At 58.8% G+C, this 24,564-nt stretch carries 26 protein-coding genes and 2 pseudogenes; 13 read left to right on the forward strand and 15 right to left on the reverse strand.

Annotation, left to right across the window (positions count from 1 at the left end; all coding sequences use genetic code 11):
- Positions 1-7: 7 nt before the first annotated feature.
- The 3 genes from hisA to hisB form a co-directional block, all read right to left on the reverse strand.
- Positions 8-748 carry a 1-(5-phosphoribosyl)-5-[(5-phosphoribosylamino)methylideneamino]imidazole-4-carboxamide isomerase gene (gene hisA, locus ACZ1GU_RS12085; RefSeq protein ID WP_472648235.1) on the reverse strand — a complete coding sequence of 247 codons (741 nt, stop codon included), beginning with the start codon at positions 746-748 and terminating at the stop codon, positions 8-10.
- Between the two features lie 166 nt (positions 749-914).
- Complete coding sequence (gene hisH / locus ACZ1GU_RS12090) at positions 915-1,535, reverse strand: imidazole glycerol phosphate synthase subunit HisH (RefSeq protein WP_472648236.1); 621 nt, start codon at positions 1,533-1,535, stop codon at positions 915-917.
- Between the two features lie 126 nt (positions 1,536-1,661).
- The gene (gene hisB, locus ACZ1GU_RS12095) at positions 1,662-2,255 is read right to left on the reverse strand and encodes an imidazoleglycerol-phosphate dehydratase HisB (protein ID WP_472648237.1); all 594 of its coding nucleotides are present in this window, start codon (positions 2,253-2,255) and stop codon (positions 1,662-1,664) included.
- Positions 2,256-2,385: 130 nt separating this feature from the next.
- Here hisB and ACZ1GU_RS12100 point away from each other — a divergent pair.
- From ACZ1GU_RS12100 to gmk, 3 genes and pseudogenes are all read left to right on the forward strand, one after another.
- Positions 2,386-2,890: pseudogene (locus ACZ1GU_RS12100) on the forward strand (SspB family protein).
- A 53-nt stretch (positions 2,891-2,943) separates the two neighbouring features.
- Entirely contained in the window at positions 2,944-3,333 is a 390-nt protein-coding gene (locus ACZ1GU_RS12105) for a hypothetical protein (protein WP_472648238.1), read from the forward strand.
- Between the two features lie 51 nt (positions 3,334-3,384).
- A complete protein-coding gene (gene gmk / locus ACZ1GU_RS12110) occupies positions 3,385-4,029 on the forward strand; it encodes a guanylate kinase (protein ID WP_472648239.1) in 645 nt (214 codons plus the stop codon).
- A 20-nt stretch (positions 4,030-4,049) separates the two neighbouring features.
- On the opposite strand, the gene ACZ1GU_RS12115 is transcribed toward gmk, so the two are convergent.
- From ACZ1GU_RS12115 to ACZ1GU_RS12125, 3 genes are read right to left on the reverse strand one after another with little or no spacing between them, the layout of a single operon-like run.
- Entirely contained in the window at positions 4,050-4,856 is an 807-nt protein-coding gene (locus tag ACZ1GU_RS12115) for an SDR family oxidoreductase (RefSeq protein WP_472648775.1), read from the reverse strand.
- A gap of 30 nt (positions 4,857-4,886) precedes the next feature.
- Complete coding sequence (locus ACZ1GU_RS12120) at positions 4,887-6,026, reverse strand: acyl-CoA dehydrogenase family protein (RefSeq protein WP_472648240.1); 1,140 nt, start codon at positions 6,024-6,026, stop codon at positions 4,887-4,889.
- 3 nt (positions 6,027-6,029) lie between these two features.
- Complete coding sequence (locus ACZ1GU_RS12125) at positions 6,030-7,208, reverse strand: acyl-CoA dehydrogenase family protein (protein ID WP_472648241.1); 1,179 nt, start codon at positions 7,206-7,208, stop codon at positions 6,030-6,032.
- Between the two features lie 223 nt (positions 7,209-7,431).
- Between ACZ1GU_RS12125 and ACZ1GU_RS12130 the strand changes: the two genes are divergently transcribed.
- The 4 genes and pseudogenes from ACZ1GU_RS12130 to ACZ1GU_RS12145 all read left to right on the forward strand — a co-directional run bounded on the left by ACZ1GU_RS12130 (position 7,432) and on the right by ACZ1GU_RS12145 (position 12,531).
- Positions 7,432-8,895: an MFS transporter gene (locus tag ACZ1GU_RS12130; RefSeq protein ID WP_472648242.1), complete on the forward strand. Its 1,464-nt coding sequence runs from the start codon at positions 7,432-7,434 to the stop codon at positions 8,893-8,895.
- Between the two features lie 94 nt (positions 8,896-8,989).
- Positions 8,990-10,329 (forward strand): annotated as a pseudogene (locus tag ACZ1GU_RS12135) (acyl-CoA dehydrogenase family protein).
- Between the two features lie 25 nt (positions 10,330-10,354).
- Positions 10,355-11,443: a Zn-dependent alcohol dehydrogenase gene (locus ACZ1GU_RS12140; protein WP_472648243.1), complete on the forward strand. Its 1,089-nt coding sequence runs from the start codon at positions 10,355-10,357 to the stop codon at positions 11,441-11,443.
- The gene (locus ACZ1GU_RS12145; protein ID WP_472648244.1) at positions 11,443-12,531 is read left to right on the forward strand and encodes a phosphotransferase family protein; all 1,089 of its coding nucleotides are present in this window, start codon (positions 11,443-11,445) and stop codon (positions 12,529-12,531) included. The genes ACZ1GU_RS12140 and ACZ1GU_RS12145 overlap by 1 nt, the downstream gene beginning before the upstream one ends.
- Positions 12,532-12,552: 21 nt before the next feature.
- On the opposite strand, the gene ACZ1GU_RS12150 is transcribed toward ACZ1GU_RS12145, so the two are convergent.
- A complete protein-coding gene (locus ACZ1GU_RS12150; RefSeq protein ID WP_472648245.1) occupies positions 12,553-14,943 on the reverse strand; it encodes a S8 family peptidase in 2,391 nt (796 codons plus the stop codon).
- Between the two features lie 205 nt (positions 14,944-15,148).
- Here ACZ1GU_RS12150 and dapD point away from each other — a divergent pair, with 205 nt between their 5' ends.
- From dapD to ACZ1GU_RS12170, 4 genes are all read left to right on the forward strand, one after another.
- Positions 15,149-15,985: a 2,3,4,5-tetrahydropyridine-2,6-dicarboxylate N-succinyltransferase gene (dapD, locus tag ACZ1GU_RS12155; protein WP_472648246.1), complete on the forward strand. Its 837-nt coding sequence runs from the start codon at positions 15,149-15,151 to the stop codon at positions 15,983-15,985.
- Between the two features lie 82 nt (positions 15,986-16,067).
- Positions 16,068-16,220 (forward strand): hypothetical protein, encoded by a 153-nt coding sequence (locus tag ACZ1GU_RS12160; protein ID WP_472648247.1) that lies wholly within the window; start codon positions 16,068-16,070, stop codon positions 16,218-16,220.
- Positions 16,221-16,308: 88 nt separating this feature from the next.
- Entirely contained in the window at positions 16,309-16,539 is a 231-nt protein-coding gene (locus tag ACZ1GU_RS12165; protein WP_472648248.1) for a hypervirulence associated TUDOR domain-containing protein, read from the forward strand.
- Positions 16,540-16,542: 3 nt separating this feature from the next.
- Entirely contained in the window at positions 16,543-16,734 is a 192-nt protein-coding gene (locus ACZ1GU_RS12170; protein ID WP_472648249.1) for a DUF3008 family protein, read from the forward strand.
- A 23-nt stretch (positions 16,735-16,757) separates the two neighbouring features.
- Here ACZ1GU_RS12170 and ACZ1GU_RS12175 read toward each other — a convergent pair whose 3' ends face one another.
- Entirely contained in the window at positions 16,758-17,996 is a 1,239-nt protein-coding gene (locus ACZ1GU_RS12175; RefSeq protein WP_472648776.1) for a dipeptidase, read from the reverse strand.
- A gap of 152 nt (positions 17,997-18,148) precedes the next feature.
- Here ACZ1GU_RS12175 and ACZ1GU_RS12180 point away from each other — a divergent pair, with 152 nt between their 5' ends.
- Positions 18,149-18,580 (forward strand): DoxX family protein, encoded by a 432-nt coding sequence (locus ACZ1GU_RS12180; protein WP_472648250.1) that lies wholly within the window; start codon positions 18,149-18,151, stop codon positions 18,578-18,580.
- An 11-nt stretch (positions 18,581-18,591) separates the two neighbouring features.
- On the opposite strand, the gene ACZ1GU_RS12185 is transcribed toward ACZ1GU_RS12180, so the two are convergent.
- Both ACZ1GU_RS12185 and ACZ1GU_RS12190 read right to left on the reverse strand, forming a co-directional pair.
- Entirely contained in the window at positions 18,592-18,843 is a 252-nt protein-coding gene (locus tag ACZ1GU_RS12185) for an SWIB/MDM2 domain-containing protein (RefSeq protein WP_472648251.1), read from the reverse strand.
- A 58-nt stretch (positions 18,844-18,901) separates the two neighbouring features.
- Complete coding sequence (locus ACZ1GU_RS12190) at positions 18,902-19,492, reverse strand: YbhB/YbcL family Raf kinase inhibitor-like protein (protein WP_472648252.1); 591 nt, start codon at positions 19,490-19,492, stop codon at positions 18,902-18,904.
- 284 nt (positions 19,493-19,776) lie between these two features.
- Between ACZ1GU_RS12190 and ACZ1GU_RS12195 the strand changes: the two genes are divergently transcribed.
- Positions 19,777-21,222, forward strand: a complete 1,446-nt coding sequence (locus ACZ1GU_RS12195) for a S41 family peptidase (protein WP_472648253.1) — start codon at positions 19,777-19,779, stop codon at positions 21,220-21,222.
- A gap of 24 nt (positions 21,223-21,246) precedes the next feature.
- Here the strand turns inward: ACZ1GU_RS12195 and ACZ1GU_RS12200 are convergent, their stop codons facing one another.
- From ACZ1GU_RS12200 to ACZ1GU_RS12220, 5 genes are all read right to left on the reverse strand, one after another.
- Entirely contained in the window at positions 21,247-21,654 is a 408-nt protein-coding gene (locus ACZ1GU_RS12200) for a response regulator (RefSeq protein ID WP_472648254.1), read from the reverse strand.
- Complete coding sequence (locus tag ACZ1GU_RS12205) at positions 21,654-22,739, reverse strand: PAS domain-containing protein (RefSeq protein WP_472648255.1); 1,086 nt, start codon at positions 22,737-22,739, stop codon at positions 21,654-21,656. Before ACZ1GU_RS12205 ends, ACZ1GU_RS12200 begins: the two co-directional genes overlap by 1 nt.
- A 204-nt stretch (positions 22,740-22,943) precedes the next feature.
- Positions 22,944-23,357, reverse strand: coding sequence for a hypothetical protein (locus tag ACZ1GU_RS12210; RefSeq protein WP_472648256.1), 414 nt, complete (start codon positions 23,355-23,357; stop codon positions 22,944-22,946).
- Positions 23,358-23,362: 5 nt separating this feature from the next.
- Entirely contained in the window at positions 23,363-23,791 is a 429-nt protein-coding gene (locus ACZ1GU_RS12215) for a COG3650 family protein (RefSeq protein WP_472648257.1), read from the reverse strand.
- Between the two features lie 149 nt (positions 23,792-23,940).
- Entirely contained in the window at positions 23,941-24,516 is a 576-nt protein-coding gene (locus ACZ1GU_RS12220; protein ID WP_472648258.1) for a fasciclin domain-containing protein, read from the reverse strand.
- Between the last annotated feature and the right edge of the window lie 48 nt (positions 24,517-24,564).

Consider the following 24,564-nt stretch of genomic DNA (forward strand, 5'->3'; position numbering starts at 1 on the left):
CGCATTGTTACACGGGAGGCTCCGCCCTCGCCCCCATCGCAATTGCCGCGGCGAGATCGAGCCGACCTTCATACAGCGCGCGGCCCGTAATCACCCCTTCGATCCCCTCATGCGCGTGCAGGCTAAGCACGTGGATATCGTCCAGCCCCTTCACCCCGCCGCTGGCGATCACCGGAATGTCGACCCGGCGCGCAAGGTCCAACGTTGCGTCGATATTCGCACCTTTCAGCAAGCCATCGCGGCCAATATCGGTGAACAAGAGGCTTGCGACGCCCGCATCCTCAAACCGGCGCGCGAGATCGACCACCGGTACATCTGAGACATCGGCCCAGCCCTCGGTCGCGACCATGCCATCCTTCGCGTCGACCGCGACGACAATGCCGCCTTCCCAGTCCTTCGCCATCTCTTTGACGAATTCGGGGTTCTTGAGCGCGGCAGAGCCCATTACCACGCGCGAAACGCCGAGGTTGAACCAGCCTTCGACACCAGCCGCATCGCGGATACCGCCGCCCAATTGCACGTGGCCGGGAAAGGCTTTGATAATCGCTTCGACCGCCTCGCGGTTCTCGGTTCGCCCCGCAAAACTGCCGTCGAGATCGACGACATGCAGATACTGCGCACCGGCCTCCGCAAACAGCATCGCCTGCGCCGCAGGGTTGTCACCATAGACAGTCGCGCGGTCCATATCGCCTTCGGCCAGGCGCACCACTTCGCCGTTTTTGAGGTCAATGGCGGGGAAGATGATCATGTGAAGAGTCCCTGCTGCGGGCGGCCTGCACATCCGTGCGTGCCTTCGCAGGAGCCACCCGCTCCCTCCACCCTTCCACCCGGATTATCACACCGGGTTACGATCCGGGTGGAAGGGTGGAGGGAGCGGGTGGCTCGGGTGCGAGCGTTAGTGAGCCGCGAACAAACTAAGGCCGCCATTTTAGAAATCTCTCCAGCGTCGCCAGCCCGTAGGCTTGGCTCTTTTCCGGGTGGAACTGCACGCCCAGCACATTGTCCTTGGCCACCGCCGCGACGAGACCCTCGCCGTGATCGGTGAGCGCAGCGACATCATGCGGATCATCGGCGACGAAGTGATAGGAATGGAGGAAATACGCCTCCCCCTCCTCGATCACCGCAGAGCCGCGCGCATGCGGCATCATCGCAACATCGTTCCAGCCCATATGCGGGATTTTGATCGCCGGATCTGCCGGTTCGATCAGCCGCACTTCGCCGGCAATCCAGTCTAGACCCGGCGTTGCGCCATGCTCCAACCCGCGTGTCGCCAGCAATTGCATGCCCACACAAATGCCGAGAAACGGCGCGCCGCCAACATGCACACGCTCGGTCATAGCTTCGACCATATGCGGGATTGCGCGCAGACCCTCAGCGCACGCCCTGAACGAGCCGACACCAGGCAGGACGATCCGGTCCGCCGCGCGCACCACGTTTGGATCAGCGGTGACTTCGACGCGTGCGCCGACCGCCTTCAGCGCGTTGTGCACCGAATGCAGGTTCCCCGCGCCGTAGTCCACCAGCGCCACGATCATAGCGCGGAACCTCGGCTGCGCAGCAGCCGCAAGGGCGACTGCCCGCCCGCAGCGGCGCGGACTTGTCCGCAAGCCGCGAGGAAACCGCGCGCCCCGATGGGCGTGCGGAAAACAAACAGCCCTCCTTCACCCACCAAGCTGCCCTTTGGTACTCGGGATAGCGCCGCCTTTGCGCGGGTCTCGCTCAACCGCGATCCGCATCGCGCGGGCGAAACCTTTGTAGATTGCCTCGCAAATGTGGTGATTGTTCTCGCCGTAGAGCAGCTCGATATGCAGCGTGATCCCTGCGCTTTGAGCGACGCTTTCAAACCAGTGGCGGATCAGTTCGGTATCCCACTCGCCCAGTTTTTCTTGGCTAAAGCTCGCATTCCAGACGCAATAAGGGCGGCCCGAAATGTCGAGCGCAACGCGCGCCAAGGTCTCATCCATCGGCGAATAAGCGCTGCCATAGCGGCCAATGCCCGCCTTATCGTCCAGTGCATCGGAAATCGCCTGACCCAGCGCAATCGCGCTGTCCTCAGTCGTGTGGTGCTGATCGACATGCAGATCACCGACCACTTTCATCGTGACATCGATCAGCGAGTGTTTGGAGAACTGCTCCACCATGTGATCAAGAAAGCCGATGCCGGTCGACACATCATATGTGCCGGTCCCATCGAGATTGACCGAAATCGCAATCTCGGTTTCGGCGGTTTTGCGCTCTACAGAGCCGGTTCGCATATCTGCCTGCATAATGGTTGCGGGCTATAGGCCTACCGGCGCGCGGTGCAAGCATATCGGGCGTAACTCGTCGCTTTGGCGCGCAAAACGCTTGACCCGCGCGGGATCGCTCGCCACCCTCTCAATCGAAATGAGCGAAGAGACCCCCGATAGCTTGATCCCGTATGACGAGATCGTTCAAGAAGCGCTGCGTGCCGTGGTCTAGCCGTGTGCTGGGCGAAATCGTGGCTGGTGGCAGCGAATTGCCGGGCGAGCATCATTTCTACATCACGTTCAAGACAGGAGCTGTCGGCGTTTCGATACCGCAGCATTTGCGAGAGCGCTTTCCCGATGAAATGACCATCGTGTTGCAGAACAAGTTCTGGGACTTGGAAGTCGGCGATGAGGGCTTTTCTGTCGGCCTGTCGTTCAACCAGATCCCGGCAAAGCTGTCCGTGCCCTTTGCGGCGATCACCGCCTTTGTCGATCCGGCGGTTGATTTTGGCCTGCAATTCCAGGCGACTGTTGCCGACATGGCTCCCGAAGAGCACGAGGATGCGGAAAATGATGCTGCCGAAGGCGTCGGAGCGGACGAAATCGAAGGCGCAGATGACGGCTCCAACGTCGTCACTGTCGACTTTGGACGCAAGAAGTAGGGCGAGTTTCGCAAAACTGCGGACACAAATGCTCTGAACAGCGTTGAGTGACAATGGCCGATATCGACCCAACCACGACAGACATTAGCGCAGCGGATGCACAGCGCCCTGCGGTCAAAAGCGCTGGCAAAAGCATGGTCGGGCCCAGCCCAAATGCTGCCACCAATCTGCTGATCGCCGATGTGGTTTTGCGCGGCGCATCCAGCCTGTTTCGCAAGCAGGTTGAAAAGGGGATAGTCAAAACCAGCGACAATCAGGAAGAGGCGCGCCAAATCCTTGATGGGCGCGGCATCGTGACGACGCTGGCGCTTTACGGAGCGAGCAAGCTCGCCACCCGGTCACCCATTGGGCTTGGCATTGTCGCCGGCGGGCTGGTGCTCAAGACGCTGTATGATCGCGGCAAGTCACTCGAAAAGTCGAAAAAGCGCGTAGATCGCGGCTAGCACGCCCCTTCGCACTTGATTTCCGCTCGCGCTTTGCGGCATCGCCCGGCCATGAGTGATCACCAATCAACCGACAAGCTGGCGCGGCGTGGGCTGCTATTTATCCTGTCCTCGCCTTCCGGCGCGGGCAAAACCACGATTTCGCGCCGTCTTTTGACCGCCGATGACGAGATCGAATTGTCGGTATCCGCCACCACGCGCCCTCCACGCGAAGGCGAAATTGACGGGATCGACTATCACTTCATCAGCGAAGAGCGCTTTCGCGAGATGGTCGAGAAGGACCAGTTTTACGAATGGGCCGAAGTGTTCGGCAATCTCTACGGAACGCCCAAGGGCTATATCCGCAACGGTCTGAAAGAGGGGCGCGATTTCCTCTTCGATATCGATTGGCAGGGCACGCAGCAGCTCTACCAGAAGGACCAACAGGATGCCGTCAGTGTCTTCATCCTTCCGCCGAGCCTTGCCGAGTTACGCCGCCGCCTGGAAAGCCGGGCGCAGGACAGCAATGAGGTGATCGACAGCCGGATGGAGCGCGCCCACGCAGAAATCAGCCATTGGGCCGAATATGACTATGTTGTCGTCAATGCCGATGTGGATGAGTGCTTTTCCAAGGTGCGCGAGATCCTGCACGCAGAGCGCATGCGCCGCACCCGCCAGACCGGACTCATCCCGTTTGTCCGCGAACTGATGGCCTAGGGCCTTGCCGCAGAACCGCTTCAGCCGCCCGACGGGTCGACGAAATTGCCCGCGCCGATATTCGCGTTGACCACGCCGCCGTCGATCGCGAGCGTCGTTCCCACGACATAATCACCCGCACGGCTCAGCAGGTAGATCGCGCCCGCTGCCATGTCTTCGGTCACGCCCACACGCTTCGATGGAATCCCTTTCTTGACCAATTCTTCATTGTCGCGCGCGGCGCGGTTCATCGCGCTCGGGAAAGCGCCCGGGCCGATGCCGTTGACGATAATGTTGTCGCCAACCAGCTCTGCCGCCATCCGCCGCGTGAGGTGGATCAGGCCAGCCTTGGACGCTTGATACGGATAGGTCGGCCATGGGTTCGACTTCATCCCGTCGATCGACGCAATCATCAGCACCTTGGCCGGACGCTCAGGCGTGCCCGCCGCTTTGAGCAGCGGGTGCAGCTTTTGTGTGAGGAAGAACGGGGTCTTCACATTGAGGTCCATCGTGCGGTCCCAACCGGCCTCCGTAAAGTCGGTGAAGGGCTCACCCCAGGCAGCGCCCGCATTGTTGACTAGCAAGTCGAGCTTGGCTTCGCGCGATGCGAGTTCATCGGCGAGCTGCTTGATGCCATCCATCTGGCTAAGGTCGCCGACCAAACCGATGACTTTCTCGCCCAGTTCAGCAGCAGTTTCATCGACCTGCTCTTTCTTGCGCGCGACGATATAGACTCGCTCGGCGCCTGCTTCGAGCAAGCCTTCGACGATCATTTTGCCGATCCCGCGGCTACCGCCGGTCACGAGCGCCACGCGGCCCTGCAGGCCGAACAATTCTTCGAGTTTCATCATAGTGGTATCTCCGTTCGCGCTGGCTAATCAGTATCCGCTCATCTCGGCAACTCGGCCCGCATGGTAATACGCATCGCCGAGGAATTCGGTCAGCGCCCGGTCACGCTTCATGTAGAGGCCGATGTCGTATTCGTCGGTCATGCCAACGCCGCCATGCATCTGCACGCCTTCGCGCACCGCGAGGCCAGCGGTCTTGGCAACCTTCGCCTTGGCAACCGAAGCCATAAGGTCGGCCTTCTCGCTGTCGCCGTCGAGCAATTGCTGCGCCTTGATAACGGCAGCGCGCGCGATTTCGACTTCGGAATAGAGATGCGAGGCGCGGTGCTGCAACGCCTGAAACTCGCCGATCATCTTGCCGAATTGCTTGCGCTGTTTGAGGTATTCAACAGTGATGTCCATCGCGCCGCGAGCAACGCCAACGCCTTCGGCTGCCGAACCGATCCGGCCTGCAATTAGCATAGCGTTGAGGATATCGCGGCCACCATCGACCTCGCCGATCACAGCATCGCCATCGAGCTCAACACCGTCAAACTTTGTGTGAGTCGCCATCGAACTGTCGACCAAGCGCACTGCATCGTGGCTCATATTCGCTGCATCTTTGGGCACAGCGAAAAGCGTGATTCCGTCGTCATCCTCGTCGCCGCCCGATGTGCGCGCAGCCACCACCAGCATGTCAGCGCTAGCGCCTTGGACGACAAAGTCTTTCTGGCCGGAAAGCTTGAAGCCATTGCCCGACCTCTCGGCGCGCGTCGCAATCCGCTCTGGCCGGTGCTTGGAACCTTCATCGACCGCGACGGCGAACACGCTCTTACCCTCAATCAGACCGGGCAGATAGCGTCCACGCAGCTCATCACTGCCCGACTTCAGCGCGGTTGCGGCCAGCACAGAGCTGGTCAGGAACGGCGAAGGAGTGAGGTTGCGGCCGATCTCTTCGAGCACGATGCCCGCTTCGACATGGCCCATGCCCAGCCCGCCATCCTCTTCGGATACGAGGATGCCGGTGAAGCCCATTTCACCGAACTGCTCCCACAGGGCGTGGCCGAAACCGTCCTTACAATCGCGATCTCGCCAATGGCGGAGCTGTTTTGCGATTGCGCCTTCCTCAGCCATGAATTGCGCGGCGCTATCCGCCAGCATGGCCTGATCTTCGTTATGATAGAGTGGCATTGATCAGGCTCCCGGCAGGTCGAGAATGCGTTTCGAAATGACGTTAAGCATGACTTCCGACGTGCCGCCCTCAATTGAGTTCGCTTTGGTGCGGAGCCAATTGCGCGATGGTTTGCCGCCACCCGTCTCTTCGCTTTCCCATTCAAGGCTGCGCGAACCGCCCGCCGACATCATCAATTCATGACGACGTTTGTTGAGCTCGGTTCCGGCATATTTCATCATGTTGGGCTGGGCCGGATGCGCTTTGCCGACCTTGACCTCATCGAGGAACTTCTCGCCCATCGCGCCGTAAGCCAGCGCATCGACATCAAACATTGCCAGTTCCGCGCGCAGCACCGGATCAAGCTCGCCTGCGTGACGCTTCATCGCCGCGCCAATCGTGCCGGTGTTGCCGCCGTCGGCCCCTGAAATCATCTCGCGCTCATGACCCAGCAGATATTTTGCCACGTCCCAGCCGCGATTGATCTCTCCAACATAGGCCGGAATGCCTTCGCCATAGGATTTGGGCACCTTCACATCGTCCATGAAGGTTTCGCAGAAAGGCGAGCTGCCACTGATCAGCTTGATCGGCTTGGTAGCGCACCCTTCGCTTTCCATGTCGAACAGCATGAAGGTGATGCCTTGATACTTGTTCTCTTTGTCGGTGCGGACAAGGCAGAAAATCCAGTCGGCTTGGTCAGCATAAGAAGTCCAAACCTTCTGGCCATTGACGACCCAGTGATCGCCCTTGTCTTCGCCATATGTTTGTAAGCTGACGAGGTCAGACCCGCTGCCCGGCTCCGAATAGCCCTGACACCAGCGGATTTCGCCGCGTGCAATCTGGCCGAGGAAGTGCTTCTTCTGCTCTTCGGTGCCGAAGTGCAGCAGCGCTGGGCCAAGCATCCAGATGCCGAATGAACTGAGCGGCGGACGTGCATTGATGCGGCTCATTTCTTGACGCAGCACTTTGGCTTCGGGCGGGGTCAGGCCCGCGCCGCCATATTCCTTAGGCCAGGCAGGCACGGTGTATCCCTTAGCAAGGCAGGCATCGAACCACGCTTTTTGCGCGTCATTCTTGAAGGCCGCGCGGCGGCCACCCCAGTAAATATCGCTTTCATCGCGCACAGGCTCGCGCATTTCGGCTGGGCAATTCGCCTCCAGCCATTCGCGTGTCTCGCTGCGGAATTGCTCTAGATCGGACATTAAACCGACTCTCCTCTTTCATCTCTCACTTGACGCTTACGTTATGGGCATAGCCCCCATGCAAGCAAGGCCCGATTTACGCCAATTTTCGTCGCCCTGCGATGCCGTAGCGTCAGCGGGTTTCCGTTGACGGAACGCGCATGGCGCGTAGGTTTGGAGCCGAGAGTTGGGAGAAAAACGTGCGCGGATTCGGTTTTGGCAGCTGGGCTAAGAGGGAACTCTCGTGGGCCTAGTTCAGGGCAAGATCCCGATGCGGCTAAAGCTGATCCACGGCTTCGGCGCGGTCGCATTCGGCGTCAAAGACGGCGGCTTCCTGTTCTTCCTTCTGTTCTATTATAGTCAGGTGCTCGGCATGGATGCGGGCCTGGTCGGCCTGATCCTGTTGGCTGCCCTGCTGATCGATGCGGTTATTGATCCCATCATCGGCTACCTTTCAGACCGCACATACACCCGCTGGGGCAGGCGTTTGCCGTGGCTTTATGTCGCGCCAATACCTCTCGCCTTTGTCTGGGTGCTGTTGTGGTCACCGCCGGGCGGCGTTGCGCCGAGCCCACTGGGATTGCTCGGCATAATGGTGGCGGTCCGCATCTTATTGTCCGCCTGCGAAGTGCCCTCGGTCAGCCTCGTGCCAGAGCTGACATCGGACTATAACGAGCGCACGACCTTGTTCCGCTATCGCTATCTGTCCGGCTGGATGGGCGGAATTCTCATGATGGTGCTGGCATATACCGTCTTCATGCCGGGTGAGAACGGATTGCTGATGCAGGATGGATACGGCGCATTCGGCACATTCGGCGCCATTCTGATGGCAGTTGCAGTGCTCGGGTCAGCTTTGGGGCAGCATCACATTGTCGCCAAACTGCCCGAGACAAAGCCCCCACCCTTCAGCCTCAGCGATGCCTTTTCAGAGATCAAAGAGGCGTTCAGTGAAAAGGCGTTTCTGATCTTCGCGGCAGGCGGTCTTGCCGCTTACATCAGCCAGGGGATGACATTCTCGATCTCCAATTATTTGAACGTCTATGTCTGGCGGCTGGATGCGGTGACATTCGACTGGGCACCTTCGTGGCTCAATGGACTGACCGCCTATCCGTTCGTGTTGGGCGTTTCAGTGATCGGAATGTTTCTGCTGGTGGGGCCGATGCACAGCAAACTCGGCAAACCCAAAAGCGCGACGATCGCCGCGATTGCCGCGCTGGTGATTGGCTTGGCGCCCTATGTTCTATTCTTAGCCGGCATCTGGCCCCCGGTCGCGACATTGTCATCGACCCTGCTCTTCTACGCTTTCACCGTCTTTGCCAACATGTTCGGCGTGGTGATCATGATATCCGCGACGTCGATGATTGCCGAGATTGTCGAAGCATTTGAAGAACGCACCGGACGGCGCGCCGAGGGATCGTTCTACTCAGGCAACTGGCTAGTGCAGAAATGCGCGACCGGTTTTGGCGCGGCTATTACCGGACAGATCATCGCCCTGTCACAGCTGGAACAGGGCGCCGACCCGGCCAATGTCGCGCCGGACGTATTGAGCACGATCATCATCGCGTTCGGTGCGGCCACTGTTGTTCTGGCGCTTCTCGCGGCATATTGGCTTGGTCGCTTCCCGATCACCCGCGAAGAGCACGAGGCGCGCATTGCCGCCCGCGATGCGGCGATTGCCGCCAAGGCGCATAACCCGGGATATAGCTGACGCGCACAAATCATTGCTTGGCGGGGCCGTTTGGCTCTGCCACGGTTCGTCCAACAGATTCGATTGCATTTTAGGACTAGAGAGGAACACCCCCATGGATTTTGAGCCAACCGAACGTCAGGTCTATTGGCGCGACCGGGTGCGCGACTTCATCGAAACGCATGTCCGCCCCAACATGGATACTTACAAAGCGCAGGACGCTGAGGGTGATCGCTGGAAAGTCATCCAGATCATCGAGGATAAGAAGAAGCTCGCGAAAGATGCGGGCATCTGGAACCTCTTCATGCCGCCGCGTAATGACGGCCATCACCACGTTGAAGAAACCTTCGAATTCGACGGGCCCGGCCTCACCAACCTCGAATACGCGTTGTGCGCCGAGGAAATGGGCCGCATTGGCTGGGCATCGGAAGTGTTCAATTGCTCCGCGCCGGACACTGGCAATATGGAAGTGTTCCACCGCTACGGCACGCGCGAGCAAAAGGATAAGTACCTCACGCCGCTGATGAATGGCGAAATCCGCTCTGCCTTTTTGATGACAGAGCCGTTCACCGCATCGTCCGACGCTACCAATATCGAAACCCGCATTGAGCGTGATGGCGACGAATATGTCATCAACGGTACCGCAAATGGTGGTCTTCGGGTGCAGGCGATCCGCGCTGCAAAGTCGCCATCGTGATGGGTAAGACTGACTTCGAAGCGAAGCGTCACGCGCAGCAATCGATGGTTTTGATGGATCTTGATGCGCCGGGCGTGAACATTCTGCGCCACCTGCCGGTCTTCGGTTACGACGATGCGCCGCACGGCCATATGGAAATTGAGCTGAAAGACGTTCGCATCCCCGCCAGCAATATGCTGCTCGGCGAAGGGCGCGGTTTCGAGATCGCGCAGGGCCGCCTTGGCCCAGGCCGTATCCACCACTGTATGCGCACGATCGGCGTCGCCGAAGAGGCGCTCGCGAAGATGTGCAAGCGCCTGCAGGAGCGCGAAGCCTTCGGCAAGCCGATCTATAAGCATTCGGTCTGGGAAGAGCGCGTGGCGCGTGCCCGCATTGATATCGATATGACCCGCCTACTGTGCCTGAAAGCGGTCGACATGATGGACAAAGTCGGCAACAAGTCGGCCAAGCAGGAAATCGCCATGATCAAGGTGCAGGCGCCGAACATGGCTCTGCAGATTATCGACGATGCGATCCAGGCACATGGCGGCGGCGGTGTCTCGGAGGACTACGGCCTCGCGCAAGCCTATGCGCATCAGCGGACTTTGCGTTTGGCTGATGGCCCGGATGAAGTGCACGCGCGCTCAATCGCTCGCATGGAAATCGGCAAGCACATTCCAAACGAAGGTCCGACCGCGAACGCGCTTCGCGGTGGCGGTGGCCGTGCGGCGAATGATTCGGGCAGCCTAAGCTCGGGCGACATGGGCGCGACACGCTAAACATCACGGCTGGGGAGAGGCCAATATGGCGAAAGCTGCCATTCTGGAAACGCCAGGTCAGGGATTGGTGATCGGTGAGGTTGAACTCGCCGATCCCGCCCCGCACGAAGTCCTGATCGATACCAAGGCCTGCGGCCTGTGCCATTCGGACCTGCACTTCATCGACGGGACGTATCCGCACGCCCTGCCCGCCATTCCAGGCCACGAAGCGGCGGGCGTCGTGCGCGCGGTGGGCAGCGAAGTGCGCACCGTAAAGCCCGGCGACCATGTCGTATCCTGCCTCAGCGCCTTTTGCGGAACGTGCGAGTTTTGCGTCACCGGGCGGATGGCATTGTGCCTTGGCACAGCGACGCGCCGCGGCAAGGGTGATGCAATGCGCATTACTCGAAATGGCGGCGAGCCGGTTAACCAGATGCTCAACCTGTCGGCCTTTTCCGAACAGATGCTGATCCACGAAAACGCCTGCGTCTCAATTGATAAAGATATGCCGTTAGACCGCGCGGCGGTGATCGGCTGCGCGGTGACGACCGGCGCTGGCACAATCTTCAATGCTTGCAAGCTGACGCCCGGTCAGACCGTTGCAGTGATCGGTTGCGGCGGCGTAGGCCTTGCCGTGGTCAATGCGGCTAAGATTGCGGGCGCGGGTAAGGTGATCGCCGCAGATCCTTTGCCTGAGAAACGCGCCTTGGCGGAAGCCTTGGGCGCGACCCATACCGTCGATGCGATGGCAAACGACGCCGCAAAACAAATTCTCGAGATTTCTGGCGGCGGCGTCGATTTTGGCATCGAGGCAGTGGGTCGTCAGGCCTCAGCTGACCTCGCCGTTGCTGCGCTCAAACGCGGCGGTACGGCGGTAATCCTCGGCATGATGCCGCTCGATTGCAAAGTCGGGCTCGGCGCGATGGACCTGCTCGGCGGCAAGAAATTGATGGGCGCGATCATGGGCATGAACCACTTCCCAGTCGATCTGCCGCGGCTGGTGGACTTCTACATGCGAGGGCTGCTCGATCTCGATACGATTATCGCAGAGCGGATCGCGCTCGAGGATATCAATGCTGGTTTTGACAAGATGCGCGAGGGGCATTCCGCGCGCAGCGTGGTAGTGTTTGACTGATGGCTGAAAACGAAGCTCCGCAAATCGATTTCGATAAGGAAATGGTCGGCACGGTTGAAGTGCCCGAGGCCGACAGGCTCGACCTAGACAAGCTGACCGCATGGTTTGAGGCTAATGTTGAAGGCTTCGCCGGCCCGATCAGCTACACCAAGTTCAAGGGCGGGCAGTCCAACCCGACCTACAAGATCGAAACACCGGGCGCGAACTATGTCCTGCGCCGCCAGCCATTCGGAAAACTGCTCCCAAGTGCGCATGCGGTCGACCGCGAATATGCGGCGATGACGGGACTTTATCCGACCGGTTTTCCGGTCCCGCGCACCTATGGTCTTTGCGAAGACCCCGAAGTCATCGGCTCTAAATTCTTCGTCATGAGCATGGCTGATGGCCGCTCGCTATGGAATGGCGCGCTGCCCGGCAGTTCGCCCGATGAACGCCGCGAACTCTATCATTCGCTGATCGATACGATTGCCGATCTCCACCTGAACAAGCCGGCCGAGATCGGGCTTGGCGATTACGGCAAGCCGACCGATTATTGCGCGCGGCAGATCAGTCGCTGGTCAAAGCAATACAAGCTGTCTGAAACCGAGCACATGCCGCAGATGGAGCGGCTGATCGAGTGGCTGCCTGAGACTATCCCGCCACAGCATGAAAGCTCGGTCGTGCACGGCGATTACCGGCTCGACAATGTGATTTTTCACAAGACAGAAAACCGCGTGATTGCGGTGCTGGATTGGGAGCTGTCGACGCTTGGCGATCCGATCGCAGACTTCAGCTATCTGATGCTCAACTGGTTCCAGCCTGCCGATGGCCGTGCAGGATTGCTCGGGCTCGACCTGGAGGCGCTCGGCATTCCGACCGTGCAGCAGGCGGTGGACCGCTATGTTGCGCGCACGGGATTCCCCGTCCCGCCGATGGATTGGTATTTCGCCTACAACCTGTTCCGGCTTGCAGGCATCATGCAAGGCATCAAGAAGCGCGTGATAGACGGCACTGCATCATCGGCCCATGCCAAGGCAATGAGCGACCGCGTCGCTCCATTGGTTGAGCGCGCGTACCAATTCGCTCGCGAAGCCGGGATGCCGGAATAGACCGCAGCCGCAGCGCTTGGATCAAAACTCGGCGCTGAAGCTCACCACCGCACCAGCATCGTCGCGCGTTCCGGCAAAATGTCCAGGATCGCGGCGATAGAAAAGGCTTGCGCCGGCACGTCCGAAGAACAGCGGCCCATTCCACGCCAGTTCGCCCATCACCTCGCGCCCTTCCGGACTTAGCGACAAGCGCTGTCGGCCAAAGATCGCGCTTTCGGTCGCATAGTCATATGCAACCGGCAGATCGAGCAGCAGCTCGCCGCCATTAACCCGCAAAGGCTGACTGATGCGCAGGCCGAGACTGTCGCCAGACACAAGCGCGCCATATTTCGTGACATCGAATGACCACGCCTGGCTCTCCAGCTGGGATCCGCCAGCGATCAGTGCCCCGCCTCGCGGGCGGGTGATGCCATGGCGATAGGCTCCGCCGACGCGCCATCCTCGCGCGAACTCGTGACCAATCTCGGCGTCGAAGAACAGCGTGTCCGCGCCTTGGATGCCAAACGCATCGTGGAAGTGCCCTCCCAGCAGAGTGTCCGTTTCTTTCAGCCAAGTCAGCGAAAACAGGGTGTCGACGCCCGCGATTTCGCGGTCTGCGGCAAGGCCGAAGCTCTGGGTTGGCCGTCGCTCCCTTACCCCTGACAAAACATCGATTGCCTGCCGGTTGGCGCCAAGAAACGCATCGCCTTGCTCTGTAGACGCGGTGATGCCCCAGCCCCCCACCTGCTGACGAAGCGCAAGCGCAAATTCGCTGCGTTGAAAGAAACCATCATCGCCGCCTGCTTGAGGAGCAATTCGGAAGGCCGGGCGGCTTGCGCCCTGCAATTGTGCGACAAGCCCGCCAGCGCCTTGCGAAATGGCAAAGCCGAGCTTTGTATCGGGCGCAATCTTCGCGGCAACACGCGCTGCAAGCACGCGCGCGGATTGCGCATCCTCAGACGACAATTGCAGTTGCTGCGCCCAACCGAGCCCTCCGGCGCGCGGACCTTCTGCGATCGTGAAGGCCATCGACAATGCATCGCTCGAAGTGCCTACCGCTATGCCATTGCGCCCTACCGCACCCAGCAGCCGCTGGACTTGCGACGAGTTTCGAGTGCGAGCGCCAAGCTCATATGTGTAGGCGCGGTCATACTTGTCGGTCACTATTGTGCTGAGCGTCGTTCGCGCCAAAGAATCGCCCATTGCAGCCGAGCCAATCGCAACATCATCGGCAAGAGCGAGCACATTGGCGGTGCTGGCCACACGCGTTGTGCCCGAAGGCGCGATGGCGGCGGCGATGTCGAGAATGCCGGTGCCAAAAATCTCATCGATCCCTGCAGCCCCTGCATCTGTGGCGGTATCGAGAAGGATCTCGACAATCTCCTGCCCGGTGAGGTTGGGGAACGCTTGAGCTAGCAACGCCACAGCGCCGGATACCTGCGGGGCGGCGAAGCTTGTGCCCGAGAAGAGCGTCACAAACTGGTCGCCGTTAATGGTCTCTACGAATACCTCTCCGTTGTCATAGACGCAGCATATCCGTTCACCGCGGGCATTGATGAATGACGAGGCCAAGTCGCCCGCGCGATTTGAAAAGTCAGAAAATGCGCCATCTTCATCAACAGAACCGACGATGATGACATTGCCATTGCCCGCTTGTTGCAGACTGGCAGCGAAGGGATCGGGCTGGTCCGGATCGACATCAGGATCGCTGCCATCGCCCGAATTTCCTGCTGAAACGACGACAACGATGCCGGCGTTAGCAGCCCGGCGAACGGCATCCAGCACGCGTCCGCTAGCGCCTCCACCGCCAAGGCTAATATTAATCACCACGGCGCCGGAATTGACCGCGAGATCAATCCCATCTGCAATCGCGGAATCGTTAAACAGGCAACCGAGCGAGGAATCCTGAGGCGTGTCATCACCGCACGAATTGATCACGTCAGCGCGCACCGCGAGCACTTCTGCATCGAATGCAATGCCAAGCACGCCGGTGTCATTGCGGTCGCCAGCGGCAACCAGTGCCACATTGGTACCGTGGTCATCTTCGGGATCGACACCGCGATTGCTCACCACGTCAGCCGAATTGGTATTAACCCTGCCCTCAAATTCAGGGCTATCGGTGTCCAATCCGGTGTCGATAATCGCGATGATTTCGCCTGCACCGGTGAAACCCTCTTGCCACGCAGCCACCGCCCCATGAAATTCCGGGCCGTCAGACCGGCGGAACTCGGCGGTATCAAAGCCCGATGGCGGGGGCGTCACAGGCGGTGGTGGCGGAGGCGGTGGTGGCGGCGTCGGTGGAACCGGCACGGGAGCAGTGATTGGCCCACCACTTTGCCCCGACGGACTTCCCCCGCATGCACCAAGCGCGGCGCAAGCAGCAGCGAGCGCGACAAATCTAATTCCAATTGGGCATTCGGGACTATTATTCATTCTTTTGTCCTTTTGATGCCCCTTCCAAGAAAAAGCTTAAGATCAAGGCCACGGGTAAAGCAAGGTTTCCCACGATCACGACAATCGCTCAACCCAATCTGAACACGTCTCAACCCTTGTGAGTGTATGCACAGCGGGCTAGCAGCATCTGTTCCGCGCGCCGACCGGCAAACGCAATTCAAAGTCCGACCATTTTGGAGATACCATGTCACAAGAACTCGTCACCCAAATCGAAGAAGCGTGGGAAAAGCGCAGCGAGATTTCGCCGGGTCATGAGGTTCGTCATGCGGTAGAAGATGCGCTGTCGATGCTAGACAAAGGAGAAGCGCGCGTAGCCGAACCTGATGGTTCTGGCGGCTGGCGGGTCAATCAATGGCTGAAGAAGGCGGTGCTACTCTCTTTCCGCCTCACTGAAAACATTGTGATGGACAGCGGGTCTTGCAGTCAGGGCGCGTTCGACAAGGTGCCGACAAAGTTCTCCGGTTGGGGTGCGAATCGTTTCCGCGAAGCGGGCTTTCGCGTTGTCCCCGGCGCAGTCGCGCGGCGCGGCAGCTTTATCGGCAAAGGCGTCGTGTTGATGCCGAGCTTCGTCAATATCGGCGCCTATGTCGATGAAGGAACGATGGTGGACACATGGGCGACCGTTGGTAGCTGCGCACAGATCGGCAAGAACGTGCACATTTCGGGCGGTGCAGGGATCGGAGGCGTGCTCGAACCGCTCCAGGCCGAACCTGTCATCATCGGTGATGGCGCATTCATCGGTGCGCGCAGCGAAGTCGCCGAAGGCGTGCGCGTAGGTGAAGGCGCAGTGCTTTCCATGGGCGTTTATCTTGGCGCATCGACCAAGATCGTCGATCGGGCGACCGGCGAGGTGCATATGGGTGAAGTACCGCCCTATGCTGTGGTAGTGCCCGGTTCGATGCCGGGCAAGCCCCTGCCCGATGGTTCACCCGGCCCATCCCTTTATTGTGCAGTGATCGTAAAGACCGTAGACGCCCAAACACGCTCAAAAACCGGCATCAACGAACTTTTGCGCGACTAATCAGATAAAAACCCGGATCGAACGGAACGAGATTGTGGGATCCGGGTTAAACGGAGTATAGGCCTTAGGGCGTGGAGGAATTATGGCTGACGACAAAGACGAAATTCACATTGAGGACGACGATGCGATGGGTGCGGTGAAAACCGGCTATATGCGCTGGGTCTTGGGCATCAGTCTGGCCGCTGCGGTCGTAGCCATGACCCTCGTCTGGATCATTCCCGCGATCTACGGATAAGCGGTTGATCCAAGGATCTTCTGCCTGATTTTCGGAACACCTTGCCTGCTCCAGTGTTACTTCCTCATAGACCTACGAGGAGTTAATCATGAGCAATTCCAACAGCTTCCAGACTGATCAATATGTCAAATGGAATTGGGGTAACGGCGAAGGCAAAGGCCAGATAAAAGAACGATTTGAACGCGAAGTCACGCGCACACTGCAAGGCACGGAAGTGACTAAGCAGGGTGACGAGGACAATCCAGCCTATCTTATCAAGCAGGAAGATGGTGACGAGGTCTTGAAGCGCGGGTCCGAGCTCGAGGCGCAAGACACCTAAGCCATGCCAAAAGCGAACAGTAAAGCGCAGCAGCAAGCTGCCGGTGCAGCGCTGGCGGCGAAGCGCGGCGAAACGGACAAGAGCGAGCTCGAAGGCGCCTCGATCGAAATGTACGAGAGCATGAGCGAGGACGAGCTCGAGGACATGGCCTCAACTTCGCACGATGATCTGCCTGAGACCGCGGACGACGACTAGCGAACAGGCCCGGTTGAGCCGCCTTACTCCGTTTCGGGAAGCAGCGTCTCAATCGGCGGCATTTCAGAAACGCTGCTGGCATAGCGTTCCGCCTGCCGCAATACGCGCATCGCGTTGCGGCTGGAGATCAGCTCGAGCTCAACCTGAGAATAGCCGCGCCGTGCGAGCTCGGTGAACAGCGCAGGGTAACCGGCTGCATCCTCCATACCCACTGGCCCGGTCGGCATGCCGTCATAATCTGCGCCGATCCCGATATACTCAACGCCGATCAGCGAGCGGATATGGTCGATGTGATCGGCCATAATGCTCACTGGTGTCTGCGGCTCGGGGTTCGCCTCGTCCCAAGCGGTCATCGCGGCTTCAACGATAGCTGGCTGTCCCTGGAACAGCGCCTTTTGCTTGGCCTCTTCCGCTTGGCGCGCCGCATACCATTCGCGCGCTTCTTCGTTAAGGAAGCCCGGTAGACCGACCACCATCACGATCCCGCCATTCTCTGGCAGGCGGGACAGCACGCTATCGGGTACGTTGCGCGCATGGCCGTTCACCGCGCGCACGCCGGAGTGGCTGAAGATGACGGGAGCCTGCGCCACATCGAGCGCATCCATCATGGTTTTCTCGCTCACATGGCTGAGATCGACTAGCATCCCTATCCGGTTCATTTCACGGATCAGATCCTTGCCAAAGTCAGTGAGGCCGTTGTGCTCGGGCGTATCGGTCGCGCTGTCCGCCCAGGGCGTATTCTTAGAGTGCGTGATCGTCATGTAGCGCGCGCCCAGATCGTACATCTGACGCAGAACAGCGAGGCTAGACCCGATCGAGTGGCCGCCCTCCATGCCGAGGAAGGAGGCAATTTTCCCCTCGGCCATCACGCTTTCGGCCTGATCAGCGGTGAGCGTGAACTGAAGTTGATCGGGGTAGCGCGCGATCAAACGCTTCATCACGTCGATCTGCTCCATCGTCATCTGGACCGCTTCCGGCTCGCTGATGTTGGTGGGCACATAGACCGACCAATATTGCGCGCCGACCTTGCCCTCCGCCAAGCGGTTCAGGTCGGTGTGCATCGCGCGTCCATCAGGTCGCGTCGAGCCTGTGTCGGTCGTATCGACGAAATCGAAGGTATTGATCTGGTTATCGAAGCGTGCGCGCAACTGGATTGGCACATCGTTGTGCCCGTCAAACACTGGCGCCGCATCAAGCGCGGCTGCAGCGAGTGCTTCTGCCGGATCGAGTGGCTCTGCTGGCGTCTCGGTCGTCTGCGCCATCGCGGGCGAGGTGAGAATGCTGGCGGTGAGCAGAGTGGCGATGATTGTCTTCACGGGATACGGCTCCTCAATCGGGCGGAAGTGGTCTAGCGACATGGTTAGGCAAGCGGCGAAGCAATGAAAAGCCCGCGCGCGATTAGGAAAGAGAATTGATGGGCTTGGATGAACAGAAGGCAGGCAAGCAATGGGTGCGCGCAGGGCTGCGTGTGCTGCTCGCATTGTTCTACGGATATGCTGGATACGCGCATATCGCCTCGCCAGAGCCGTTCCTGACAATCACACCCGGTTGGGTCCCTGCGCCCGAAGCGGTAATCTTCTGGACTGGAATTGCCGAGATCGCAGGCGCGATCGGCCTGTTACAGCCATTCTGGAGCAAACTGCGCCGGATGGCGGGAATTGGATTGGCACTATATGCGCTGTGCGTATGGCCTGCGAACATCAATCACTTCGCGATGGATCTGGCGAGCGCTGATGGCGGCCTGGGCCTTGGCTATCATGTGCCAAGGATGATTGCGCAGCCGATATTGATCTGGCTGGCATTGTGGACCGGCGGCGTGACGGACTGGCCATTCCGCCGCCGGTGAACTCCACGAGATTATGTGAGGTGCTTGGACACCGCAGCAGTCATCTTGAACATGGAGATCTGGTCGTTGCCGATCACCGCGCCAAGCTTCGCATCAGGATTTATCTGACGCTTGTCTTTGCTGTCCTGAAGGCTGTTGCCTTTGATGTACTCCCAAACTTTCGACGTCACTTGAGCGCGCGTCATCGGGCCTTTGCCGATAACAGCCTCAAGCTCCGACGAGAGCTGCACAGGTTTCTGCAGTGCGTTAGTCTTTCCAGCCATGATCCTCTCCTTTGTAGTGGTGGCAGGTTTCAAAAAATCGAAATGTTAAACTTCAATCTCAGTCTTCATCATCGAAATCCTCGACCCATTCTTCGGCTTCGGATCCGGTGAAAGGCGCGACCATCACGGCGCACCCGGTTATTGTACCTTTGAGCGATGCGACGAGATCGTCGCGGGTCGCCCCGGGCATCAATGTCAGCGGCAATTCAGTCGCGAACAGTTGGAACACATAGTGCCGTGTTTCGCCAACCGGTGGATCTGGCAGCAGCCATTCCGAATTGCCATTTGCGTTTTTGCCGGCACGCGGAGGAACTTCGCCCTCAAGCAGCATGCCCTTTTGTCCTTTCAAGCCCCACACCAGCCAGTGGCAGGCAGGCTCAGAACCTTCACTCGAACCGTCCTCGACAATCACGATCAGCTCTTGCGAGCCGGGAGGAGGTGCGGTCCATTCGAGCGGAGGGGCTACGGCGTCTTCTTCCTGCGCGCTGAAGCAGGGATCGATCTCTTCTCCAGGCCCGAAAGCGGGACTGCTGAGCTTAAAACCACCACGCCCCAAATTGCGCTCGCTGCCTAGTTGCGCAATCGCCAGACCCCCGTGCCGCGCGGGCGCAGGGATAGCAGAATTGAGCCATTCAGGCAGTTCACTCATCTGGGCATTTTCCTCCTAGTCCACGGGGAAGCTAGGCGCTTCGGGCAGCCAAGACGAGGTGCGTGAGGCCAAAATGCGGCGGTTTCTGAGGAAAACTCGGGTAAATTGGTGAAAAATCAGGCCAGAATGAGGTTTTTGCGACGCCATTGTGACGCGATCTCCTCCCCTCGCCTGCAAAAATGCGGCTGTTAACCCTCATGATATTGCTCACAGGCAGTTCATACGCCATGCTGAAAGCAGCAATTCTATCTACATTCACAACAAATCATCTGGAGTCGCACCGCATGACCCTCGGTCGGAGTATTATCACTGCAACCCTCGCTGTCTCGCTTACTGCATGTGGGGGTGGCGGCGGGACGCCCACACCAACAGGCGGCGGCATTTCTGGCGGTGGGTCCGGCGGCGGTGGAGGCGGTGGAGGAACCGCTGGTTGCACTGTGAGAGAGCAACAAGACTTTGCCCGTGCGGTTATCGACGAATGGTATCTCTTCCCTGATCTGGTGGACACAAGCGCCAATGCGGCTAACTTCAGCGATGTCCAATCGTATCTAGACGCGCTGGTTGCACCGGCGCGCGCTCAGGCGCGTGACGTCGGGTTCACCTTCGCCACTTCGATCGAAGAAGAAACGGCTTTGATCAATTCTGGTGCAAGCGCCGGCTTCGGCATTCGCCTGGCCTACGACACCGTCAATGACCGGGTGTTCGTGCTCGAAGCTTACGAAGACGCACCCGGGTTTGGTGCCGGCATTGATCGCGGCACGGAATTGCTCGCTATCGGTACGACAAGTTCGAACCTTCAAACGGTTTCATCACTGATGGGATCAGGCGGCCCGCAAGCCGTGATTGATGCGCTGGGACCGTCGACCGCAGGCACTGCGCGCTTTCTACAGTTCAGAACGGCAACCGGAACGACCACTGAAACGAGCGTTTCCAAAGCCGAGTTTTCGCTCGACCCTGTTTCCGATCGCTACGGCGCTTCGATCATTGACGATGGCGGCAAGAAAGTCGGCTATCTCAACCTGCGTACCTTTATCACGTCATCGACTGCAGACGAGCTGCGCGAGGCCTTTGCTTTATTCCGCAGTGAAGGCGCGACCGAGCTAATCATCGACTTGCGCTATAATGGCGGCGGTCTTGTCAGCGCTGCCGAGACATTCGGAGATCTGTTGGGCAGCGGACGTGTGGGTCAGGTCTTCAGCCAAACAGTCTTGCGCGAATCCAAATCGAGCGAAAACACCACCGAATTGTTTGAGACCGAAGCCAACGCGCTCGCTCCGACCAAGATTGCGTTTATCGGTCGCCGCAGCTCGGCATCGGCCAGCGAGCTGGTAATGAATTCCATGATCCCATATCTTGGGAACAACATGGCGCTGATCGGGGATGACACATCAGGCAAACCGGTCGGACAGTTCGCGTTTGACCTAGCGGCATGCGATTTGCGTGTGCGAGCCGTCACTTTCCAGACGGTCAACGCCGATGGCAATGGCGATTACTTCCGCGGCATCGCAAGTTCAATGCCCAACACCTGCCAGGCACAAGACGATATCTTTAAGCCGTTTGGTGATCCGACAGAGGCATCTATTGCAACCGCGCTTGATTTCCTTGCGGGCCGCTCATGCACTGCGATTTCCGCGTCGGGCGTACAACAAGCTCAAGGAAGTGCCGCGCCAACTATCTTGCAACCCGATCGACCGAATGCCGCGCAGCACGAACTGCCGGGACTATTCTGATACGACTTGAATGATAATCGCCGTCTAATCGGCGGCGATATTCCTCGCTCTATCAGTGCGCGTCGCGTCGTTTTGGGCGTGAGCCAAAGCCTGCTCGATCACATATCCTGCAGCTGAGGGTTTAGCGATGAGCGGCGCGTCGAGGCGGCGAATGCGCTCATTATGGCGATCAAGATCGCCTGAGTGCAAGATGTAAGAAATGCCCCGTCTGTCCAATTCGTGAGCGATCGGAAAGCATGTCGTGCCTCCACCAAGCGATACATCAAGCAACGCAAGGTCAATCGTGAGCTCTGCGTCGCCAAGGAGTGCAAGCGCCGTTTCGCAATCGCGAGCCAAGAGCGCTCGGCAGCCTCGATCCTCAGCCGCGAACTCAAGATCCATGAGGATCAGTGGCTCGTCTTCCAGCAGCAAAATCGTGGCGGCCTCGGACATCACATCCTACCCGCCGGAACGGTGATCGTCACAGACAAGCCATCATTGCTCCAACGTCGCTCGATGCTTCCACTCGTTGTTGCGAGCAGCCGATCGACGATGGCTGTCCCTGTTCCAGGTTCAATCGCCGACTGATCGATCGAAGGCCCGCCACTCTCGTGCCATTCCAGGACCAGCGAGCCGTTGCCGTCTTCCGCCCGCCAAGCGACATTGACTTGGCCGTCATCGACTGACCACGCGCCATATTTGGTTGCGTTCGCGGCGAGCTCGTGGAGGATTAAACCGACAATCGAAACGGTGGTAAAGGGCATTCGAACGTCATCCGTTCCATTCAGCACTATCCGACCGTCTTCCCTGCCATAAGGGGATAACACTGCCTTGATCGCCTCACCCATATCAATGCTGCCCGACGATGCGTCGTCCAGAGTGGTCTCGTAAGCGCGGCCAAGCGCTTGGATGCGAGCGTTAATCTCAGCCGCCTCATCGCGGATTCCGCGAACCCGCCCGGTGACGTTCACGATGCCAGAAATGACCGAGAACATGTTTTTCATGCGGTGCGATAATTCGCGCGCCATATCTTTGGCGTGCAAGGCCTGCGAACGCGCCGCGCGAACGTCAGAGACGTCCCACTGGCTCCCGAAGAAATAGACCAGCTTGCCTTGCTCATTGTAGATTGGGCCGAGGTGCAGCGCATTCCAGAAGCTTGTGCCGTTCTTGCGATAGTTGAGCAGCTCAACCACCACGACATCCTCATTCGTCAGCGCTTCACGAATGCGCGCGATGGGCTCTGGATTGGTGTCGGGGCCCTGCAAAAAGCTGCAAGGGCGACCCAGGATCTCGTCTTCGCTGTATCCGGTCAGCCTGCGAAAAGCGCGGTTGGCAAAGACAATCGGCAAGCCTGGTAGATCTGGATCACACAAGCAAATTGCCATGCGCGTTTGCGCCATTGCCTGTTCGAAAAGTACACCGGACGCACCGATAAACTTATCTTCGCCGCGGCCTGACTTAAAGCGCTCAGGCGCATCATCGAACCGCATCGCAGCCTGGTTTGGCCGCGAACGATCATTCTCGTCGTCGGTATTCACGTAATTTCACTTTCCCGGCGTATTCAGTCTCTGCCGGACCATGTTTGTTGTTATTAGCTCAACGGACTAAGGCCGCAGCTGTTCCAAGAAACATCACCGCGTCGAGGACGATTTCATGCAAGGCAAATGCGCCATAAGGTATAAACTTGCAAAAAATCTGGGTAGTCATTTAGCCTTTAGGTGACGGCGGCCAAATTTTCGCAACTACGTTTCGTTTTCGTCCATCACAGAGAGTACAAAAATCAAGAAGCCGAGCGCAAAAAAACCTTCGATTACCAATGCAATAGCTGGCAGCAGCTGAATCGCTCCGCCAAAAATCTGCGGTCCGAGCAGCGCTACGACCCCGATCTTGCACAGCACACCCGCCCATATCACGGGGCCAAACCGAAGCGGCTCACGCGCAACGTGAAAATAGACAATGCCGAAACTGAAAACCAACAGACCCGTCATGCGCACGTCAATATTGGCTTCAGGGCTTAGCATCGCGGCCAGGCCGAAGATGAGGTTGAAGATCGTCGCCGCCCAAAAGAATGGCGGCCAGTAACCCGGAATAGCGTCTGCCTGCACTCGAGTTGCAGCGCCTTCATCCTTGGGCTCGATTTCAGCTTCTGTGCTCATTAGATTCAATCCTCAATCTCTGGCCCGACGCCGCCGACCTCTCCGCATCCATAGAGAGTATCTTCCCCCCACACGGCTGTGACAGTGTAGGCGAACTCCTGATCGCTCATGCCATCGCTACAAAGCCCTGGTGACACAGCAATTTGCAGCGCCCGTCCCTGAAGCTCTCCGGTAAAACCGAGACCGTTATTGCCGGCAAATCGATCGACCTGAATTGTCTCGCCATCCGGAAGGTCTGGCGCTGAATAGGTGAGAGTATCGCCCTCGATTGCCATGCTCCAGAACGGTTCGGTCCCAGCCAGTGTCAGTCGCTCGTCTGGTGAAATCGCATCGAACCGATTGGGCGTGTCCGCGCGGTCATCGCCGCCATTGGCGCAGCCTGCGACAAGCATCGAGAGAGCAATCCCAGCGCCCTTGGCTAGAGAGATTTGCATAGACTTTGACCTTTTGTCATCGCGCTGGACCATTACGTCATCACTCCATCAAGGTCACGGCCTATGCACGGGCGATCAAAGATTTTCCCCGACAGGCACAAAAAAGGCGGGCCAAAATGACCCGCCTTTCTCAATAGTTTCAATCGAATTTATTGTGGCATTAATACGGTGTCGATCACGTGGATCAGTCCATTCGATGCTGCCACGTCGGTTGCTGTGACCGTCGCGGTTCCGCCCGCTGCATCGGTCAGCACCACGGCTTCACCATCAATCGTAGCGGTCAGCGTGCCGCCGCCGACAGTCTCGACAGTGTAGCCACCTTCACCTGCGCCTTCGATCGCGGTCGTCAGGGTCGCGGCATCCACGGCACCACTTACGACGTGGTACTGCAGGATCGCTCCGAGCGTGTCGGTGTCTTCTGTGGTGAGCGTTTCGACGGTGCCTTCTGGCAGTTTGCCGAACGCGTCATTGGTCGGGGCAAACACGGTGAACGGACCTTCGCCCGACAATGTTTCGCCCAGCTCTGCGGCGGTTACGGCTGCTACGAGGGTCGAGAAGTCTTCATTGCCCTGTGCAACCTCAACAATCGTGCCAGTGGTTGCATCTTCAGCGACAGCAGTTTCATCAGCGGTGGTCGTGTCGGTTGCGTCAGTCTCTGCGCCTGGAGCGCATGCGGCAAGCGAAAGGGCTAAAGTTGATGCGAGTGCAAAATTGAGGGTCTTCATGAAATAATCCTTTGGGGGTTGGGGAAAAATTCGTTTCATCCCAGTGGA

This window comes from Erythrobacter sp. HA7-11, assembly GCF_055693605.1.

Bases quoted from the DNA above. Each gene is read 5' to 3' on its own strand.
- hisA (WP_472648235.1), bottom strand. From the start codon at position 748: ATGATCATCTTCCCCGCCATTGACCTCAAAAACGGCGAAGTGGTGCGC.
- hisH (WP_472648236.1), bottom strand. From the start codon at position 1,535: ATGATCGTGGCGCTGGTGGACTACGGCGCGGGGAACCTGCATTCGGTG.
- hisB (WP_472648237.1), bottom strand. From the start codon at position 2,255: ATGCGAACCGGCTCTGTAGAGCGCAAAACCGCCGAAACCGAGATTGCG.
- ACZ1GU_RS12105 (WP_472648238.1), top strand. From the start codon at position 2,944: ATGGCCGATATCGACCCAACCACGACAGACATTAGCGCAGCGGATGCA.
- gmk (WP_472648239.1), top strand. From the start codon at position 3,385: ATGAGTGATCACCAATCAACCGACAAGCTGGCGCGGCGTGGGCTGCTA.
- ACZ1GU_RS12115 (WP_472648775.1), bottom strand. From the start codon at position 4,856: ATGAAACTCGAAGAATTGTTCGGCCTGCAGGGCCGCGTGGCGCTCGTG.
- ACZ1GU_RS12120 (WP_472648240.1), bottom strand. From the start codon at position 6,026: ATGCCACTCTATCATAACGAAGATCAGGCCATGCTGGCGGATAGCGCC.
- ACZ1GU_RS12125 (WP_472648241.1), bottom strand. From the start codon at position 7,208: ATGTCCGATCTAGAGCAATTCCGCAGCGAGACACGCGAATGGCTGGAG.
- ACZ1GU_RS12140 (WP_472648243.1), top strand. From the start codon at position 10,355: ATGGCGAAAGCTGCCATTCTGGAAACGCCAGGTCAGGGATTGGTGATC.
- ACZ1GU_RS12145 (WP_472648244.1), top strand. From the start codon at position 11,443: ATGGCTGAAAACGAAGCTCCGCAAATCGATTTCGATAAGGAAATGGTC.
- ACZ1GU_RS12150 (WP_472648245.1), bottom strand. From the start codon at position 14,943: ATGAATAATAGTCCCGAATGCCCAATTGGAATTAGATTTGTCGCGCTC.
- dapD (WP_472648246.1), top strand. From the start codon at position 15,149: ATGTCACAAGAACTCGTCACCCAAATCGAAGAAGCGTGGGAAAAGCGC.
- ACZ1GU_RS12160 (WP_472648247.1), top strand. From the start codon at position 16,068: ATGGCTGACGACAAAGACGAAATTCACATTGAGGACGACGATGCGATG.
- ACZ1GU_RS12165 (WP_472648248.1), top strand. From the start codon at position 16,309: ATGAGCAATTCCAACAGCTTCCAGACTGATCAATATGTCAAATGGAAT.
- ACZ1GU_RS12170 (WP_472648249.1), top strand. From the start codon at position 16,543: ATGCCAAAAGCGAACAGTAAAGCGCAGCAGCAAGCTGCCGGTGCAGCG.
- ACZ1GU_RS12175 (WP_472648776.1), bottom strand. From the start codon at position 17,996: ATGGCGCAGACGACCGAGACGCCAGCAGAGCCACTCGATCCGGCAGAA.
- ACZ1GU_RS12180 (WP_472648250.1), top strand. From the start codon at position 18,149: ATGGGCTTGGATGAACAGAAGGCAGGCAAGCAATGGGTGCGCGCAGGG.
- ACZ1GU_RS12185 (WP_472648251.1), bottom strand. From the start codon at position 18,843: ATGGCTGGAAAGACTAACGCACTGCAGAAACCTGTGCAGCTCTCGTCG.
- ACZ1GU_RS12190 (WP_472648252.1), bottom strand. From the start codon at position 19,492: ATGAGTGAACTGCCTGAATGGCTCAATTCTGCTATCCCTGCGCCCGCG.
- ACZ1GU_RS12195 (WP_472648253.1), top strand. From the start codon at position 19,777: ATGACCCTCGGTCGGAGTATTATCACTGCAACCCTCGCTGTCTCGCTT.
- ACZ1GU_RS12200 (WP_472648254.1), bottom strand. From the start codon at position 21,654: ATGTCCGAGGCCGCCACGATTTTGCTGCTGGAAGACGAGCCACTGATC.
- ACZ1GU_RS12210 (WP_472648256.1), bottom strand. From the start codon at position 23,357: ATGAGCACAGAAGCTGAAATCGAGCCCAAGGATGAAGGCGCTGCAACT.
- ACZ1GU_RS12215 (WP_472648257.1), bottom strand. From the start codon at position 23,791: ATGCAAATCTCTCTAGCCAAGGGCGCTGGGATTGCTCTCTCGATGCTT.
- ACZ1GU_RS12220 (WP_472648258.1), bottom strand. From the start codon at position 24,516: ATGAAGACCCTCAATTTTGCACTCGCATCAACTTTAGCCCTTTCGCTT.